Below are 18,931 nucleotides of genomic sequence, written 5' to 3'. Positions count from 1 at the left end.
TTTTTCTTTCGATGGCACAACAAAGGCCTCCGAAATTCATTTTCGGAGGCCTTTGTCTACAACCTGAGGCCGCCTGCTTCCTCTAGCAGGCGGCCTGATTTATATGATTAAAAGATGGTGCGGAAAACGCCGGTGACTCTGCCGAGTATCGTACAGTTTTCTAAAATGATCGGGTCCATGGTGGCATTTTCAGGCTGCAGGCGGATAAAGTTTTCTTCTTTATAAAACCGTTTAACCGTTGCTTCCATTTCATCGGTCATAGCGACAATAATATCGCCGTTATCAGCGGTCTGCTGTTTTTGAACGACAACAAGATCCCCGTCAAAAATGCCGGCCTCTATCATGCTGTCCCCCTGAATGGTAAGCATGTATACCTGTTCTTCGTCGGTCACCATGCGCTCCGGAAGAGGGATGTATTCTTCTACATTTTCCACCGCAGTGATAGGCTCCCCGGCCGTGACTTTACCGATCACCGGCACGTACACAGCTTTGCTTTCGTGAATCGGCTCGCTGCCCTGGTCTTCAAGCTCAAGCACTTCAATTGCCCGCGGCTTGGTCGGGTCGCGGCGGATTAAATTTTTGTTTTCAAGACGGGCGAGGTGCCCGTGCACCGTTGAACTCGAGGCGAGCCCCACGGCTTCTCCGATCTCCCGGACCGAAGGCGGATAGCCTTTTTCTTTTACTTCTTCTTTTATATAATCAAGAATTTGCTGCTGGCGCTTGGATAGCTTCATCTCCGCACCTCCTTTTGAGGAATTTTTCTGAGTAAAGTATAGCATGAGGGGAACAAAAACGCAAACACCCGTTCTAATATTTCTGTTGACGGGAACAGGTATTCTGGTATACTGAATGAATATAAGAACATACATTCTCATTCAGGGGGAACATGCATATGAATAAACTCAAAACCTTCACTTCAACAGACTGGACGATGCTTGCCTTATTTGCATTCGCGCTTTTATTTTTGGTATATTCAGCGGACGCTTCGATCACTCCGGACACGCTGGGCGGCACGGAAGCAGACCGGCCGGCAGAAATCGTCTATGAACAGGAGCATCCGGTTTTGAAGGATAGGCCGGGCTATCAGGAACAGCCATGGGAACGAACGGTTTCGTTTGACGCTGCCGAACAGTAAAACACGAACGGAAAGGAACGCAGATAAATGAAAGCATGCATCATTTACGCCCGGGTAAGTACGGAAAAAGAAGAACAGCAGTCCTCGCTTGCCAGACAGCAGGAGGATCTGGAGGCTCTTGCCGCAGCGAATGGATGGGCGGTGCAGCAGACCGTGACAGAACAGGAGAGCAGCTATTCCGTTGAACGGGACGGGCTTCTCCGTGTGTTTGAGCTCCTCGATGACACCGGGGCGGATATACTGCTGATTACCGATGATACGCGGCTTGGACGCGGAAATGCTAAAATCGCCGTGCTCCATGAACTGCAGAAAAGGGGCACGTCCATCTATACAGTGAAGGATGACGGGGAGCTCGAAATTGCGGATACCGATCATATGATTATGGAAATTTTGTCCATTGTGGAAGAGCATCAGCGCCGGCTGCATAATTTTAAAATTAAGCGGGGGATGCAGCGGGCGGTGGAAAACGGGTACCACCCGGAAGAAAACTTCGGATTAAACCGCAGCGGCGGCCGGAAGAAAATAGAGGTGCCCATTGAAGAAATTGTTAAGCTGAAACAGCGGGAGCTGACGTTTAAAGATATCGCTCTGACGCTCCGGGGCCTTGGCTATGATATTTCTAAAGCGACGGTGCACCGCCGTTATAAAGAATATGAACAGCAGCGCGCAGAGATAGAACCGCAATGATTTGTTTGCGGTACGTCGCTGTTTTTAATATAATAAAAAAGGAACGCCATTTTAAGGGAGGCAACTTATGCTTTCGAAAGAAAAAATTGACCGGATTAATGAGTTAGCCAAACGTCAAAAATCGTCGGGGCTGACCGCAGAAGAACAAGAAGAACAGCAGGCGCTGCGTCAGGAATATTTAAGTAAATTCCGTTCCTCGTTTAAAAACCAGCTCGAAAACGTAAAAGTGGTGGATGAAGAGGGCACGGATGTAACTCCAAGCAAGCTCGAGCGTGTCAAACGACGGAACCGCAGCTTCCGGCATTAAGATAAAAGAGAGGCCTGGTCTTAACAAAGAGCAGGCCTTTTGATTTTCTTCTTTCTCTACTAACACGCTTGTGTAATCGTTTTAAAACCTTTATCATAAAAGCGTACTAGAACACGGAAATTCCCGCGGGGTCAACTCACAAGTGCGGGTTTCCATCCAAAAATACATACAGTGGAGGGACATATGCATGGCAATTAGCACAGAACAGTTAGCAATTAACACGATTCGGACGCTGTCCATCGAAAGTATTGAAAAAGCCCAGTCGGGTCACCCGGGGCTTCCGATGGGAGCGGCGCCGATGGCGTACGCGCTCTGGACCAAATCCATGAACCACAACCCGGCCAATCCGGACTGGTTTAACCGCGACCGCTTCGTGCTGTCCGCCGGACACGGATCAATGCTTCTATACAGCATGCTGCACCTGAGCGGCTACGACCTCTCGCTCGAGGAACTGAAAAACTTCCGCCAGTGGGGAAGCCAGACGCCGGGCCACCCGGAATACGGGCATACCGCCGGTGTGGAGGCAACCACCGGCCCGCTCGGCCAGGGACTGGCCATGGGCACCGGGATGGCGATGGCGGAGCGCCATCTGGCAGCCAAGTACAACACCGACGACCACGCCGTGGTTGATCATTTCACGTACGTGCTCTGCGGCGACGGCGACCTGATGGAAGGCGTTACTTCGGAATCGGCGTCCCTCGCCGGCCACCTGAAGCTCGGCAACCTGGTCGTGCTGTACGACTCCAACGACGTGTCGCTTGACGGCGCGCTTCACCAGTCGTTCTCCGAAAACGTGCTGCAGCGCTATGAAGCCTACGGCTGGCACACGGTCTTTATCGAAGACGGCAACGACGTCGATGCGATTGAAGCAGCGATCGAAGAAGCGAAGCAGTCCCCGAAACCGTCGATGATCGAAGTGAAGACCGTCATCGGCTACGGAGCACCGAACAAAGGCGGCACGAATGCGGCCCACGGCGCGCCGATAGGCGACGAGGAGTACAACCTGGTGAAAGAAGCCTACCAGTGGGACTACGACGCGTTTCATATCCCGCCGGAGGTGACCGAGCTGTTTGACGAAGTCAAGCAGGCCGGTGCGAAGGCCGAACAGGAATGGAACGAGCTGTTTGACACCTACAAGCAGGCGAACCCGGAACTCGCCGGCGAACTCGAACAGGCGATTGCCGGCGAGTTGCCGGAAGGCTGGGATGCCAATCTGCCGGTCTTTACGGATGAAAAAGTAGCGACCCGTGCCGCGTCCGGCGATGTGCTGCAGGAAGTAGCGGCCGCCGTGCCGTCGCTCTTCGGCGGATCGGCCGACCTGGCCGGCTCCAACAAGACACTGATCAAAGCGGAGAATGATTTCAGCCGCAACGACTACACCGGCCGCAACATCTGGTTCGGGGTCCGCGAATTCGCCATGGCGGCAGCGGTGAATGGCATTCAGCTGCACGGCGGTCTGAAGCCGTTCGGTTCGACCTTCCTGGTCTTTTCCGATTACCTTCGTCCGGCGCTGCGCCTGAGCGCGTTGATGGGGCTGCCGCTGACGCAGGTATTCACGCACGACAGCATCGCGGTCGGCGAAGACGGCCCGACGCATGAGCCGGTGGAACAGCTGGCGGCGCTCCGGGCGATTCCGAACCTGAACGTGATCCGTCCGGCGGACGGCAACGAAACGGTCGCTGCGTGGCGCGTGGCGATGGAAAGCGAATCGACGCCAACGGCGCTCGTCATGACCCGTCAGGGCGTACCGACGCTCGAAGACACGAAGGAAAAAGCGGTGGAAGGCGTCCGCAAAGGAGCCTACGTGATCGGCGAACAGGCCGAAAAGCCGGATCTCCTTCTCGTCGCTGCGGGCTCGGAAGTGTCCCTCGCGGTGGATGCGAAAGCCCAGCTGCAGAACGACGGGCTGACGGTCAACGTCGTCAGCATGCCGAACTTCCATGCGTTCGATCATCAATCTGAGGACTACCGCCGGTCCGTGCTACCGGACGGCGTACCGGCCATGGCCGTGGAAATGGGATCGTCCTTCGGATGGTACAAGTATGTCGGCTCCCACGGCTCCGTGTACGGCATCGACCGCTTCGGTGCGTCCGCGCCGGGCGGGGAAGTCGTTGAAAAGTACGGCTTCACACCGGACAAGGTGGCTGAAGCAGCCAGACAGCTGATCAAATAATTATGTGTTGATGAGAAAGCAGCCGGCCGGCTGCTTTCTCTTATTTTCATCCGGGTGAAAAATTAAGCACCGGTGCTGAATCTTTCGAATCGGTGCTTTCTTTACATAAAAGAATGCGTTATAATAAACAAGGTCTGTTTAGAGACGCTAACAACACACACATATATGTTAGGTATTCGGGAAAGGGGTAAGACACATGGGCTGGCTATGGTTAACAATTATCGGCATTGTCATTTTACTAGTTGGTATAGCCATCGGTTTCTTTATCGCAAGAAAAACGATGATGAACTATTTGAAAAAGAATCCTCCTATTAATGAACAAATGCTGCGCGTTATGATGATGCAGATGGGGCAGAACCCATCCCAGAAGAAGATCAACCAAATGATGAAAGCAATGCAGCGACAACAAGATAAGAAATAACGATCAGCACCCTTCTAGCTTCTAGAGGGTGCTTTTTTATCCATAGAGAGGGTGAGACGGATGCGCGCTTTTTGGGATTTGCGCTGGTTTTTCTGGCAGGAGCGGTTCAAGTACAGCTTCGGGATCCTGCTGCTCATTATTGTGGCCCTGCTTTCCCTTCTGCCGCCGTATGTGGTCGGGGTGGTGGTCGATGCGATCGAACAAAGCCGCCTGACGACCGGCATGCTGACCGCCTGGATGGGGGCAATGGTTGCGGCAGGGATATGTATGTACGTGCTCCGGTATGTCTGGCGTATTATGATTTTCGGTTCCTCGCTTCATCTCGGCCGTACGCTCCGCTACAATTTGTATCAGCACTTCACGCGGATGAGCAGCGATTTTTTCGGACGGAAGCGGACGGGGGATTTAATGGCACACGCCACCAACGATATTACCGCGGTGCAGATGATGGCCGGGCAGGGCGTCTTAACGATTGTGGATTCGCTCGTCATGGGGGGATTCGTCGTTTTGGCCATGGCGATCGGCATCAGCTGGCAGCTGACGCTGATTACGCTTCTGCCGATGCCGCTGATGGCTCTGTTAACAAGCTGGTACGGCCATCTGCTTCATCAGCGGTTTGGCGCTGCCCAGCAGTCCTTTTCGCAGCTGAACAACCGGACGCAGGAAAGCATTTCCGGCGTGAAGGTAACAAAAACGTTCGGGTACGAACAGGAAGATATCGAAGCGTTTGATGAGCAGTCCCGGGACGTTGTGGACAAAAACGAGCGGGTCGCCCGCATTGACGCCCTGTTTGATCCGACAATCACCCTTATCATCGGCGTATGCTATCTGCTCGCGATTGGCTTTGGTGCCGGATATGTGAACGACGGAACGATTACCATCGGGCAGTTAACGACGTTCAGCGTTTATCTGGGTATGCTGATCTGGCCGATGCTTGCGTTTGGATGGTTTTTTAACATTATTGAACGCGGGCACGCGTCGTATGACCGCATTCGTAGCCTGATGGCCGAGCGGACTGACATTACCGACCAGAAGGCCGGAGTGCAGGACGTGCCGGCCGGGGCGGTGCAGATAGATATAGATGAATTTTATTACCCGCGGTCGGAAACGAGCGCGCTGCACGATATTCACGCGTCCGTGCAGCCGGGACAGACCATCGGGATCGTCGGGCGGACCGGGAGCGGGAAAACGACGCTTTTGCGGCTGCTTCTCCGGGAGCTGAAAAGCGGAGACGGAGCCATTACGATTGGCGGAACGCCGGCGGAGGCCTATTATCTGGATACGTACCGCCTCGCATTCGGAAATGTGCCTCAGGAGCATTTTTTGTTTTCGATGAAGCTGGCAGACAATATCGCCTTCTCCAACCCGGAGGCCACCCAGCAGGACATTCAGCGTGCGGCCGGCCTCGCAGCCATTCATGACGATATTGTGGCGCTTCCCTACGGATACGCGACAGCTGTCGGGGAGCGCGGTGTCACTCTTTCCGGAGGCCAGAAGCAGCGGATTTCGATTGCGAGGGCTCTTCTGCAGAATCCGGAAATTCTCATCCTCGATGATGCCCTGTCCGCTGTGGACGCAAACACCGAGCAGCAGATCCTTGAAGCGCTGAAGCAGGAGCGTCGTGGGAAAACGACCTTTATCGTTACGCACCGTATGAGCACGGTAAAAGAAGCGGATGCGGTATGGGTGATGGAACACGGCACGATCATTGAAAACGGCTCCCACCGTGCTTTAATGGAAGCCGGAGGCATCTATGCAGAAATGGTGGAGCGCGAAGAACTGAAGGCCCAGGTGGAAAGGGGGGACCGCTGATGCTGCACGAGGATAAAGTGTTAACCAAACAGGAGCAGCGGGCGATCGTGAAGCGGCTGCTGAAGTACGCGGGTGTCCACAAACGGCTGCTGGCGTTTGCCTGTACGTTTCTTGTGATCGGCGTCGGCGCGGAGCTTCTCAGTCCGTATCTCGTAAAGGTCTTTATTGACAGCTACGTGACGCCGGGAGTATTTCCGGTGGATGAATTGGCGTGGCTCGCGGCCATTTTCGCAGCGGCCACCGTTCTTTCCGCGGTGATGGTGTATTTTCATACGTACTGGTTTCAGCGCATTGCGCTGAAAAGCATCCAGCAGATTCGTGTAGACGTATTTTCGAGCGTCGAGGGCGCATCGATGCGTTTTTACGACCAGACACCGTCCGGGGCGCTCGTGAGCCGGATAACCAACGACACCGAACGGATCCGGGAGCTGTACATGGAAGTGCTATCGACCTTTATCCAAAACGGGGTGTTTCTGGTCGGGGTGCTTATCGCCATGTTCTTTTTGGATGTCCGCCTCGCGGCAGCCGCGATACTGATTATGCCGCTTCTGCTTCTGCTGATGATGCTCTACCGCCGCTATAGCGCCAGATACTACGGGGAAATGAGCGGCAAGCTGAGCCGGCTGAACACGAAAATTAATGAAAGCCTTCAGGGCATGTCGGTGATACAGCTGTTCAGGCAGGAAAACCGGATGAAACGGGAATTCTCCGGGATCAATGATGCCCACTACGAAGCCGGTCTGAAAAGCATGAAAATTGACGGCCTGCTTCTTCGTCCGGCGATCGACCTCGTGTCGGTGCTTGCTCTCGTCGGCGTGCTGTCGTATTTTGGCATTTTATCCATGGAAGGCGCCGTACAGGTCGGAGTGATTTATGCCTTCGTCAACTATTTTGAGCGTTTCTTTGAACCGGTGAATGAAATCATGCAGCAGATGTCGCTCTATCAGCAGTCGATTGTTTCCGCCGGCCGGGTATTTCATTTAATGGACGTGACCGGTCAGGAGGCAGCAGTGACCAGGGGACGGCAGACTGGAGAAGCCTCGCGTAGCGGAGAGATCGAATTTGATCACGTGACGTTCAGCTATGACGGCGAGCACCCGGTCCTCCGGGATATTAATCTGTCGGTAAAAGAAGGCGAGACGATTGCGATTGTCGGCCATACCGGCAGCGGTAAAAGCTCCATCATTAACCTGCTGCTCCGGTTTTATGAACACGATGCGGGCACCATCTTTCTCGGCGGCAAGGACCTGCAGCGTTGGCCGGAAGAGGCGCTGCGCCGGCACGTCGGGCTCGTGCTTCAGGATCCGTTTTTGTTTACGGGAACGGTTAGGGAAAACATTGCGATGCACAACCACCAACTGAGCGACGAGGAAGTGCGGCAGGCAGCTGCTTTTGTCGGGGCGGATCAGTTTATCGAAGCACTCCCGGACCAGTACCACGAACAGGTGGGAGAGCGGGGGAGCTCGTTTTCGAACGGGGAAAATCAGCTGATCACGTTTGCCCGGACCGTCGCTCATGACCCGAAGGTGCTCGTACTCGATGAGGCAACGGCAAATATCGACAGCGAAAGTGAAGCAGTTATCCAGCGGGCGCTTGCAAGCCTCCTGGAAAACCGGACGACCATCATGATTGCCCACCGGCTCTCCACGATCCGGCACGCCGATCAGATTATCGTCCTGCATCAGGGTGAAATTGCTGAACGCGGGACGCACCAGGAGCTGCTTGCCTCCGGAGGACTGTATGAAAAAATGTACCGACTGCAGCATGAAAATGAAGAGGTGCTGTAAAAGAGGGAACAATTGCGGGACGCCGCTTCGGGGTGTATCATAAAGGCAGGAAAGCCTTCATGTGATACACCCTATTTTTATAGAAAGGAAGGCGGCCGAAGTGAGTACATTGCTGATTATTACGACCCTCACGGCCTTTTTTATGGCTTCTGTCGTGATCGTCATCCGTATGAAAGCCATTAAGCAGCCGGCGACATTCAAAAAAATCGTGCTGCCGCCGTTTTTCATGGCGACGGGCGCGCTGATGTTTGTTTACCCGCCGGCCCGTCCGACCGGGCTTGAGGTCGGCGAGGCGCTTCTCGTCGGGTTTGTTTTCTCCTTTCTGCTGATGGCCACCACGTCTTTTGAAATAAGGGAACGCCGGATTTTTGTTCGACGGTCCAAAGCTTTTTCATTCATTCTGGTCGGCCTCTTAATTGTGCGGACGATCATTAAGCTGATCATCGGCGATGCGATTGAGCCCGCAGTGCTTGCCGGAATGTTCTTTCTGCTGGCATTTGCCATGCTCGTGCCGTGGCGCGTCTACATGGCCGTGAAATACAAACAGCTCGAAAAGGTTCTTCAGCGGGAGCCGGAGCCTGACAGCTCCGTACCCTCCCGTCATTCATCCTAATGAAAGGGAGAAGTGCCCATGTCCAATGATGTAAACGAACACCTTCAAAATGAAATACACGGAAAGAAACTGCCCAATGAAGCGGAGCGGCGTCTGTATCTTGATACGTACCGCGAACGCGTCATTCTGGCGCTGACAAAAAAACAGGTGATGGAAAAAGGAATACGCCAGGAAGTGCTGAATGCAATGCACGACCGTAAGGCGAAGGAAGTACTCGTCGACGGCCATCTGAGCCTTGAGGCGCTGCGGCCGTACCGGAAAGCAGCCGAAACCCGGCGCGTTCCCTACCGGCGCGTCACGCACGACGATCCGGAGGGCACGTACGGACTGGTCGTCACGTCCGACACCGCGATTAACCGCGAGGACGTATTTGCCGAGGATGAACCGGAAGCAGATGCCGGAAATCCGGACGCAGGAGAGAAAAAACCGTGGTGGAAAAAGCTGCTCGGAATCTAACAAACGAAAAAAAGAGGCAAGCGTTTTCCGAATTTTTATCCGAAAATATTTATCTTTGAGGAAAGTTTTGCTATTCTATGAAAGTGGGTCGAGAAACAGAGCAGGAAAGGCGGCAGTGAAGTAATACAGTTGCAGGCCTTTCTGCTTATCCTCATCTACTTTTTCGACAACGTTATTGGATTGTTGTATAATAGATCAAGAAGGAGGGGTACATATGGCTCAAAATCAAGACGTATTCAATGCTCGCAAGGCTTTTGAATCGAATGGCAAAACGTATTATTATTACGACATTAAAGCTATTCAGGATGCAGGAGTCGGCGATGTGTCGAAGCTGCCATATTCCATTCGTGTGCTGCTCGAATCTGTACTAAGACAGTTGGACGGACACGTAATTAAACAGGAACACGTAGAAAGCTTAGCAAAATGGGGATCGGAAGAAGGCTCCAAGTATGACGTGCCATTCAAACCATCCCGCGTTATTCTTCAGGACTTTACCGGGGTTCCGGCAGTCGTGGACCTTGCATCGCTTCGGAAAGCAATGAATGATTTCGGTGGAGACCCGGATGTCATCGACCCTGCAATTCCGGTTGATCTTGTGGTGGACCACTCAGTACAGGTGGACCGTTACGGTACTGATGACTCGTTAAACCAGAACATGAACTTTGAATTTTCGAGAAACGAAGAACGCTACAAGCTCCTCAGCTGGGCAACCAAAGCGTTTAACAACTACAGCGCTGTACCGCCGGCTACAGGCATTGTGCACCAGGTGAACCTGGAGTACCTTGCTTCCGTTGTACACACAAAAGAAACAGAAAACGGCGAAGTGGACACGTATCCGGATACACTTGTTGGTACGGACTCCCACACGACTATGATCAACGGCCTTGGCGTCCTTGGCTGGGGTGTTGGCGGTATCGAAGCGGAAGCGGGCATGCTGCAGCAGCCATCCTACTTCCCGGCACCGGAAGTGGTCGGCGTTCGTCTCGTAAACTCCCTGCCAAATGGTTCGACAGCGACAGACCTGGCGCTGCGCGTTACCCAAAAGCTCCGGGAAACGAACGTTGTCGGCAAATTTGTGGAATTCTTCGGCGAAGGCCTGGCGGAAATGCCGCTTGCTGACCGGGCGACGATTTCCAACATGGCACCGGAATACGGCGCGACCTGTGGGTTCTTCCCGGTTGACGAAGAAGCGCTCAACTATCTGCGCCTGACCGGCCGCGATGAAGAGCATGTGCAGCTTGTAAAAGACTACTGCAAGCACAACCACATCTTCTTTGATCCATCCGAAAAAGAACCGCAGTTCACCCAGGTGATTGAAATTGACCTGGCGGCTATTGAACCAAGCCTGAGCGGGCCGAAGCGCCCGCAGGACCTGATTACTTTATCCGACATGAAAAAACAGTTCAATGATGCGCTTACGGCTCCAGCCGGCAACCAGGGATTCGGCCTGTCTCCGGAGGAGATCGACAACGAAGCGACTATCGAACATCCAAACGGCAAAACGTCGACGATGAAAACCGGGGCGCTTGCCATCGCAGCTATCACAAGCTGTACGAACACGTCCAATCCATACGTGATGATCGGTGCAGGCCTTGTCGCCCGTAACGCGGTGGAGAAAGGGCTTGAAGTACCGGAATACGTCAAAACATCTCTCGCTCCAGGTTCCAAAGTTGTTACCCGCTATCTTGACGATTCCGGCCTGATGCCGTATCTGAACGATCTCGGGTTTAACCTGGTCGGCTACGGCTGTACCACGTGTATCGGCAACAGCGGCCCGCTGCTCGAAGAGATCGAAAAAGGGATCACAGACAGCGATTTGCTCGTATCATCCGTACTGAGCGGTAACCGTAACTTTGAAGGACGGATTCACCCGCTCGTAAAAGCCAACTACCTGGCATCGCCGCCACTTGTTGTAGCGTACGCGCTGGCCGGCACAGTTGACTTTGATATGTACCGTGATTCGTTCGGCAAGGATAAAGACGGAAATGACGTATACTTTAACGACCTGTGGCCGTCCGCGACGGAAATCAAAGACTTTATCACGCAAAACGTGTCTCCGGACCTCTTTAAAGAAGAGTACGAGAATGTCTTTGACAACAACGAGCGCTGGAACGAGCTGCAATCGGACGAAAATGCGCAGCTGTACGACTTTGACGATGATTCCACGTACATTCAGAATCCGCCGTTCTTTGAAGAAATGTCCAAGGAGCCGGAAGACATTAAACCGTTGAGCGCTCTGCGGGCTGTCGCGAAATTCGGCGACTCGGTTACGACCGACCACATTTCTCCGGCAGGGTCCATCGCAAAGGACAGCCCGGCTGGCCGCTACCTGATGGAAAAAGGACTGAAGCCCGCACAGTTTAACTCGTACGGTTCCCGCCGCGGTAACCACGAAGTGATGATGCGCGGAACGTTCGCCAACATCCGGATTAAAAACCAACTGGCGCCTGGCACAGAGGGTGGATATACGACCTACTGGCCAAACGGTGAAGTGCTGTCCATCTATGATGCAGCGATGAAATATAAAGAGGAAAACACTGGCCTGCTTGTAATGGCCGGCAAAGATTACGGCATGGGAAGCTCCCGTGACTGGGCAGCGAAAGGGACAAACCTGCTCGGCATTAAGACCGTTATTGCGGAAAGCTTCGAGCGTATTCACCGCAGTAACCTTGTGCTGATGGGCGTGCTCCCGCTGCAGTTCCAGGAAGGCGAAAACGCTGATTCTCTCGGTCTGACCGGAGAAGAGCAATTCGATGTAAAAATTGATAATACCGTAAAGCCGCATGACATGATAGACGTCGTTGCCACTGATCAGGACGGCAAAACGACTACCTTCCAGGTAGTTGCCCGTTTCGACAGTGACGTTGAGATGGATTACTATCGTCACGGTGGTATTTTGCAGATGGTTCTCCGCAACAACCTTGAAGCGGCAGAAGCAAAACGCAATCAATAATGTTTAGAAGAAGGCCCCGGGGAACCGGGGCTTTCGTTTGAAAGAGGTTTAAAATTTCACATACCGTAATGATAAAATTTGTCACACCTTCATCAACCTCTTATAATAAAAATAAGGACTAATGCGTGTTCAACCAGGGAATACGATAAAGATGACTACTCATTTTCGTCCTTTTCCCGATAGGGGGTGCCTTTATTGCAAATTAACGAGCAAAATAACATTTACGATATAATCGATAGATGGGAAAAAGAAGAAAATAATATTACAGTCAAACGGGCCTACGAGTGCATCCGGACACTGGAGGAAAACGAACAGCCCTCCGGCTGCGCGCGTGTGTACGCGCTCATGGCCAGAGACCGATGGAAGCACCAGCGCCGGTTTGACCCGATGATCCGCAACTGGCTGCAAAAAGCAGAGGAGCTTGACGATTCGGTGCCGCTTCTGCAGCAGCTCCGGCCGATGGAGCGGATCGACAGCATTCAGGAAAATATACTGGATACCCAGCTGACGCCGCTCCGCGAAACAGATCCGGCATCGGCCCGCTACCGTGTGGCTGAACAGCTGCGCGAGCAGTGCCGTCAGATGATTCAGTATCTGGATGATACGCTTGACACGTGGAATCCGGAAGAATTGACCGTGGACTTTTTGAACGTGGTGGAAAACGAACACCTGCGCGAGCTTCCGTTTCTGCTTGAAAACATCAAGCAGGCGTGCGAACGGCTGGCGTCGAGCGCTCAGGCCTACATGGATACAGCATCAGGCTCGTTTTATTCGCCCGAAGCCGTGCGCGAAATTAAAGAAGCGATCAGCCATGTGGAGCAGCTGAAGGAAAAGTGGAACGAAGCGTCGAGCTCGCTCACGAAGGTGGGCGAGGAGTATGCCGACCCGCTTGAAGAGCTGAATGACATGATTGGCCTGCACGGTGTGAAGTCCCGCGTCCATAACATGTATCATTATCTGCAGTACCAGAAGCGGCGGAAGGAGCAGGGGTACCAGTGGAAGGATGAACGAAGCCTTCATATGATTCTGACGGGCAACCCCGGCACGGGCAAAACGATGCTCGCCCGCCTGCTGGCTAAAATTTATCACCAGCTCGGCCTGCTGCAGCGCGATGAAGTGCTTGAAACCGACCGTTCCCGCCTTGTCGGCTCGTACGTCGGCCAGACCGAGGAAAAAACCATGGCGCTGATCAAGGAAGCGGTCGGCGGCGTGCTGTTCATTGATGAGGCCTACAGCTTAAAACGTGAAGGAATGGCCGGAAACGACTTTGGACAGACGGCGATTGATACCCTGGTTTCGGCGATGACGAGCGGGGAATACGCCGGTACGTTCGCGGTTATCCTGGCCGGCTATCCGGAAGAAATGCGGCAGTTTCTGCACGCGAATCCCGGCCTTCGCAGCCGGTTTCCGGAAAGCAACCATATCCACCTGCCCGACTACAGCATGGATGAGCTGATGGAAATCGGGGAAAAGGTCGCGCTTGAAAACGACTTTTTCCTGAGCGAGGAAAGCAAACGGGTGCTCGAAGAACGGATCGAAAAGGAACAGGTGGATGAAACGTTCGGCAACGGCCGGACTGTAAAAAACATTGTGCTCGACAGCATTTTCCAAAAAGGGGCGGCAATCGGCAACCAGGACTATATCGGTATTGACGATTTTTCGCTGCTGACTGCTGATGACATTCAGGAGCCGGAAGGCGAACAGCCGAAGGACAAACGCTCCGCCGTGCAGCAGCTCGATGACTTCATCGGCCTCGATCACGTGAAGCAGGAAATGAAAAAGCTCGCCTCCTTTATCCGCGTGCAGCAGCAGCGCCGCGAAGAGGGGGCGCCGACCGTGCCGATCCAGCTGCACACCGTCTTTTCCGGGCCGCCGGGCACGGGCAAGACGACGCTCGCCCAGGTGTATGCCGGCATCCTGAAAGAATACGGGTTTTTAAAGCGCGGCCACTGCATCGTCGCCGGCCGCAGCGACCTCGTCGCCGAATATGTCGGCCAGACAGCCGCGAAAACGAAGCGGAAGGTCCGCGAAGCCCTCGGCGGGGTGCTGTTTATTGACGAAGCGTACGCCCTGATGTCGAGCTCGCGGAGCGACTTCGGCCGGGAGGCGCTTGATACGCTCGTCGAAGAAATGACCAAGCACGACGAAAATCTGGTGGTTGTCCTTTCGGGCTATCCGGAGCCGATGCAGCAGCTGCTTGAAATGAATCCGGGGCTTGAATCCCGTTTCAAAAAAACCTTTTACTTCCCGCCGTATACGCCGGAGGATCTGGCCGAGATTACAGAGCGCTCGGTCGAGCGATTCGGCTATCATTTTGAGCCGGAAGCGCGCGAGCTGCTTGAAAGCAGGTACGCCATTTCCAACACGGACGGCAACGCCCGGCTCGCCGAAGACGTGGCTGAAGAAATCTTTCAGCAGCAGGCCTTCCGGCTGTTCCAGTCGGAGCAGAGCGATGAAGACCTGCACGAGCTGACGGCCGAAGACGTGAAGCATGCGCTTGAAGTACGGGTAAAATCCGAAGGAGAAGAAGGACATGAAGAGCGTTCATACACCAATTGAAGTACGATATGCTGAGACGGACCAGATGGGTATCGTCCATCACGGCTCCTATGTGGTCTGGTGCGAAATTGGACGTACGCATCATATGAAAGAGATGGGCTTTCATTATCCGGATATTGAAAAAGCCGGCTATTTGTTCCCTGTGCTTCACATTGATATCGATTACGAAACACCGGCCGTCTACGGCGAGGACGTGGAAATTGAAACGTGGATTGATTCTTATGACGGAGTGCGTGTAAAATATGGGTATATTGTGACTAACGCCAATGGAGAGACGTGCATCCGGGCGTTTTCGAGCCACGTGTGCGTCCGTAAAGAAACGTTTAAGCCGGTAGCTATTCGAAGGGCGCTGCCGGACTGGCATGAGGCCTACAACCGGCTGGCGGAGCAAACACCCGCCGGATCTGCCAAAGGCGGTGGAGACGATGGCGTTTGGCATTAAAGCCCAGGAGCTGAGAGCCTGGAAGCAAAAGGCTGCGGCGGGCGAAGTGGCCCTGCTGACGCATTACTGGTACGATCCGCGTTTTCCCGACTGTGATACAGTCACAAAAGCCTCCTGCAGGGACGTGGAAACACTTGCTCGCTGGGGCAGGCAGTACGGACTGAAGGCCGGATGGATCCATTACCGCGAAGATTACCCGCATTTTGACCTGCTGGGGGACTACGAAGCGCACATTCTGTCTGAGGAGAAGCAGTGGACGCAGATGGAGCGGTTTGGTATCCAGGCTCCCCGTCCAAACAAATAATTTAATCTGGAGGCACGAACTATGAATGCAACGCAGAACGAAATTATTGAAGCACTGCAGACAACGCCGGAGATTGATCCGAAGCAGGAAATCGAGCGCCGGGTGCACTTTTTAAAAGAATATGCGAAGCAGGCCGGGGCCAAAGGCTTTGTGCTCGGCATTTCCGGCGGCCAGGATTCGACGCTCGCCGGCAAGCTCGCCCAGATGGCTGTCGATGAGCTTGAAACCGAGCAGGCCGTGCCGTTTAAATTCGTCGCGCTCCGTCTGCCTTACGGCAAGCAGCATGATGAAGACGATGCTTCGAAGGCCCTTGACTACATCGAGCCGCAGGAAACGTATACGATCGACGTGCAGCCGGGCGTGGACGCGTCGGTGCAGGCGTTTGAGCAGGCCCTCGGAACGACCATGTCCGATTTTATCAAAGGCAACACGAAGGCCCGGGAGCGGATGAAGGCCCAGTATGATGTCGCCGGGGCCGAAGGGCTCCTTGTGCTCGGCACCGACCATGCAGCAGAGGCGGTCACCGGCTTTTACACGAAGCACGGGGACGGCGCCTGCGACGTGGCACCGTTGTTTGGCCTGAACAAGCGACAGGGCAAAATGCTGCTGCGCGAGCTTGAAGCACCGGCATCGACGTTTGAAAAAGTGCCGACCGCCGATCTTGAAAGCGACCGTCCGGGTCTTCCGGATGAGGAAGCACTCGGGCTGACGTACGATCAGATTGACGACTTTCTCGAAGGCCGCAGCATCGATTCCGAAGCCCACGAACGGCTGGTGGGCATGTATAACAAAACGGCGCATAAACGGGAACTGCCGGCAACGTTGTACGATACGTGGTGGAAAGAATAACAAGCGTCTGCGGATGGTCCCTTGCGGCCATCCGTTTTTACCAATACGGAAAGACTGGACGACGACCGCGATGTTTGGTATACAGATAACAGAAAGAAAAGGAGAGAACACCGAAATACGCTAAAGGAGTACGATAGTGCATGCCTATTAAAGTGCCTGACTATTTACCGGCCAAAGATACGCTGGAAAAAGAAAATATTTTCATCATGAACGAAAGCCGGGCCTATCTGCAGGATATCCGCCCGCTGAAAATCGTTATCCTGAACCTGATGCCCTTGAAGGAACGCACAGAGACACAGATTCTGCGGATGCTCAGTAATACGCCGCTGCAAGTGGATGTATCCTTTCTGCATCCGGACACCCACCGCTCCAAAAATACGCCGCGCGAGCACCTGTCGTCGTTCTATAAAACGATTGATGAAGTGCGGAGCAGAAAATTCGACGGAATGATTATCACCGGAGCACCGCTTGAAAAAATCCCATTTGAAGAAGTGGACTACTGGGAAGAGCTGCAGAGCATTCTCGAGTGGAGCGACCAGAACGTCACGAACACGCTGCACATTTGCTGGGGCGCCCAGGCTGCCTTGTACCACCACCACGGCATCGATAAGCATCCGCTCCCGAAAAAGCAGTTCGGCGTGTATCCGCACTATATTAATGGCGGTAACGAAAAGCTTCTGAGCGGGTTCGACGATCAGTTTTATGTGCCGCATTCCCGGTACACGAAAACGAGACGGGAGGACGTGGAGGCCTGTCCGGACCTTGACATTCTGTCGGAATCCGACGAAGCCGGGCTGTATATTGTAGCGACGAAGGACCGCAAACGGATTTATGTGACCGGCCACAGCGAATACGATGCAGAAACTCTGCGCGATGAATTTGAACGCGATATGCGGCGCGGCCTCGGGACAGAGGTGCCGGAAAACTACTTTCCGGAGGACAATCATCTGTATTCCCCGCTGAAAATGTGGCGCGCCCACGCGACGCTGCTGTTTACGAACTGGCTGAACTACTATGTTTATCAGGAAACGCCGTTCGATTTTGCCTAAAACTGTTTCCAATTTTGGAAACAGTTTTTTCAGTCGGCGGAAAAAAGATGATATAATAGACGCGTGTGCGAACAGTAAGAAATGACAAACTGGCAGAGCCGCCGAAGACTGAGAGCGGAAGATTGGGTGATGGAGTTGGATGCGCTAGACGTATTGATGAACAAAGAACGGATCATGGTATACTTTCAGCCGATACTGAGTGCAGATAAGCTGGAAATTTCTGCGTATGAAGTGCTCGGCCGCTTCCAGAACGATAACAGGACCGCCGAAACGCTGGAGAACTGCTTTCGGGACCCGAACGTGCCGTGGGAGTATAAGCAGGAAATCGACCGTGCCGTGCACCAGGCTGCCCTGGAAACATTTGTGGCCGAAGAACGGGCGGATATGATCTTTTTGAACGTGGATGCGGCCACCATTCTGGGGGACGGGGGAGACGGGCTGGTTGAATTTCTGCTCGGGTACGAAGAAAGGGGCATAGCCCCGACCTCGATCTGCCTGGAGCTGAAAGCAACGGATTTCCAGCAGGATCTGTCCCGCCTGAAGCATTTTATGCAGTACGCCCAGAGCGCCGGGCTGTCGATTGCGATTGACAATCTCGGCAAGGAAGCGATTCATCTGGAACAGATTGCCTATTTAAAGCCCAACGTGCTGAAGGTGGACGTGACGTTTTCTGAAAATTTTGCCGTTCCGAGCATTTACCGGGACGTGCTGCATTCGTTATCGACGCTGTCGAGAAAGATTGGGGCTTCGCTTTTATTTGAAAAAATCGAGTCGTTTAATCAGCTGAACTACGCCTGGCGCAACGGTGCCCGGTACTACCAGGGGTTTTATCTCGACAAGCCGAAAGAGACGTTCATTGAAAAGGATCAGTTTCAGGAACGGATGAAAAAGGACATCCACCATTTCATTGATGTGGAACGCAAAAAAATTGAAGCCCAGATCCAGCTTACTGCCGAACTGAACAAGCGGCTGAATGCCCGGCTCAAGCATATGGATGTGATGGAAGACATTGACGGATGGACGCTGAAAACCGCAGAGTCGCTCGAGGAGATGAGCTTCCGGGTATATGTGTGTGATGGGGAAGGGTATCAGCTTTCCGGAAACGCCTCGCGCCAGAACGGCGAAGCGTGGGAATACCGGATAGAGGAGCGCAACCGCAACTGGAGCTGGCGCCCGTATTTTCTCGAAAACATTGTGCGTATGAATTTTGAACAGCGGGGAATTCTATCCGATATGTATACGGATTTTCACAGCGATGAAATGATCCGGACGTATTCCCATCCGATTACGGAGGATCTGTACGTGTTTGTGGACATTCCCTACGCGTTTTTGTATGAAAAAGATTATCTGCTGTAAACAGCGCCGGCTTCTTCTGCTACGGAGG

17 protein-coding genes are annotated in these 18,931 nt (G+C 53.5%); 16 read left to right on the top strand and 1 reads right to left on the bottom strand.

Annotation, left to right across the window (positions count from 1 at the left end; genetic code table 11):
* Positions 1–107: 107 nt before the first annotated feature.
* Complete coding sequence (lexA, locus tag ACTRXG_RS09085) at positions 108–734, bottom strand: transcriptional repressor LexA (protein WP_022792125.1); 627 nt, start codon at positions 732–734, stop codon at positions 108–110.
* Between the two features lie 158 nt (positions 735–892).
* Here lexA and ACTRXG_RS09080 point away from each other — a divergent pair, with 158 nt between their 5' ends.
* The 16 genes from ACTRXG_RS09080 to ACTRXG_RS09005 all read left to right on the top strand — a co-directional run bounded on the left by ACTRXG_RS09080 (position 893) and on the right by ACTRXG_RS09005 (position 18,903).
* The gene (locus tag ACTRXG_RS09080) at positions 893–1,135 is read left to right on the top strand and encodes a hypothetical protein (protein WP_474260820.1); all 243 of its coding nucleotides are present in this window, start codon (positions 893–895) and stop codon (positions 1,133–1,135) included.
* A gap of 27 nt (positions 1,136–1,162) precedes the next feature.
* On the top strand, positions 1,163–1,822 hold the full coding sequence (locus tag ACTRXG_RS09075) for a YneB family resolvase-like protein (protein ID WP_474284718.1): 660 nt from the start codon (positions 1,163–1,165) through the stop codon (positions 1,820–1,822).
* 67 nt (positions 1,823–1,889) lie between these two features.
* Positions 1,890–2,129, top strand: a complete 240-nt coding sequence (locus tag ACTRXG_RS09070) for a DUF896 domain-containing protein (protein ID WP_474260822.1) — start codon at positions 1,890–1,892, stop codon at positions 2,127–2,129.
* Between the two features lie 187 nt (positions 2,130–2,316).
* Complete coding sequence (gene tkt / locus ACTRXG_RS09065) at positions 2,317–4,302, top strand: transketolase (protein WP_474284717.1); 1,986 nt, start codon at positions 2,317–2,319, stop codon at positions 4,300–4,302.
* A 196-nt stretch (positions 4,303–4,498) separates the two neighbouring features.
* Positions 4,499–4,723, top strand: a complete 225-nt coding sequence (locus tag ACTRXG_RS09060; protein WP_022792130.1) for a YneF family protein — start codon at positions 4,499–4,501, stop codon at positions 4,721–4,723.
* 60 nt (positions 4,724–4,783) lie between these two features.
* The gene (locus tag ACTRXG_RS09055) at positions 4,784–6,535 is read left to right on the top strand and encodes an ABC transporter transmembrane domain-containing protein (protein WP_474284716.1); all 1,752 of its coding nucleotides are present in this window, start codon (positions 4,784–4,786) and stop codon (positions 6,533–6,535) included.
* Positions 6,535–8,322, top strand: coding sequence for an ABC transporter ATP-binding protein (locus tag ACTRXG_RS09050; RefSeq protein ID WP_474284715.1), 1,788 nt, complete (start codon positions 6,535–6,537; stop codon positions 8,320–8,322). Before ACTRXG_RS09055 ends, ACTRXG_RS09050 begins: the two co-directional genes overlap by 1 nt.
* A gap of 100 nt (positions 8,323–8,422) precedes the next feature.
* Complete coding sequence (locus ACTRXG_RS09045) at positions 8,423–8,935, top strand: CcdC family protein (protein ID WP_462867003.1); 513 nt, start codon at positions 8,423–8,425, stop codon at positions 8,933–8,935.
* Positions 8,936–8,953: 18 nt separating this feature from the next.
* Complete coding sequence (locus ACTRXG_RS09040; RefSeq protein ID WP_474263360.1) at positions 8,954–9,391, top strand: DUF1694 domain-containing protein; 438 nt, start codon at positions 8,954–8,956, stop codon at positions 9,389–9,391.
* A gap of 214 nt (positions 9,392–9,605) precedes the next feature.
* On the top strand, positions 9,606–12,344 hold the full coding sequence (gene acnA, locus ACTRXG_RS09035) for an aconitate hydratase AcnA (protein WP_474263362.1): 2,739 nt from the start codon (positions 9,606–9,608) through the stop codon (positions 12,342–12,344).
* 195 nt (positions 12,345–12,539) lie between these two features.
* Positions 12,540–14,903 carry an AAA family ATPase gene (locus ACTRXG_RS09030; RefSeq protein ID WP_474284714.1) on the top strand — a complete coding sequence of 788 codons (2,364 nt, stop codon included), beginning with the start codon at positions 12,540–12,542 and terminating at the stop codon, positions 14,901–14,903.
* The gene (locus ACTRXG_RS09025) at positions 14,878–15,345 is read left to right on the top strand and encodes an acyl-CoA thioesterase (RefSeq protein WP_474284713.1); all 468 of its coding nucleotides are present in this window, start codon (positions 14,878–14,880) and stop codon (positions 15,343–15,345) included. Before ACTRXG_RS09030 ends, ACTRXG_RS09025 begins: the two co-directional genes overlap by 26 nt.
* On the top strand, positions 15,329–15,649 hold the full coding sequence (locus tag ACTRXG_RS09020) for a hypothetical protein (protein WP_474284712.1): 321 nt from the start codon (positions 15,329–15,331) through the stop codon (positions 15,647–15,649). The genes ACTRXG_RS09025 and ACTRXG_RS09020 overlap by 17 nt, the downstream gene beginning before the upstream one ends.
* A gap of 21 nt (positions 15,650–15,670) precedes the next feature.
* Positions 15,671–16,498 (top strand): ammonia-dependent NAD(+) synthetase, encoded by an 828-nt coding sequence (gene nadE, locus ACTRXG_RS09015; protein WP_474284711.1) that lies wholly within the window; start codon positions 15,671–15,673, stop codon positions 16,496–16,498.
* Between the two features lie 140 nt (positions 16,499–16,638).
* On the top strand, positions 16,639–17,547 hold the full coding sequence (gene metA / locus ACTRXG_RS09010) for a homoserine O-acetyltransferase MetA (protein WP_474284710.1): 909 nt from the start codon (positions 16,639–16,641) through the stop codon (positions 17,545–17,547).
* A gap of 81 nt (positions 17,548–17,628) precedes the next feature.
* Positions 17,629–18,903 (top strand): EAL domain-containing protein, encoded by a 1,275-nt coding sequence (locus tag ACTRXG_RS09005; protein ID WP_474284709.1) that lies wholly within the window; start codon positions 17,629–17,631, stop codon positions 18,901–18,903.
* The last annotated feature ends 28 nt before the right edge of the window (positions 18,904–18,931 follow it).

The sequence above is a fragment of the Marinococcus sp. LNSP9103-4 genome (assembly GCF_056034345.1).
The sequence above is the reverse complement of the archived record's forward strand: the minus strand, read 5'-3'. Positions and strand labels throughout refer to the sequence as shown.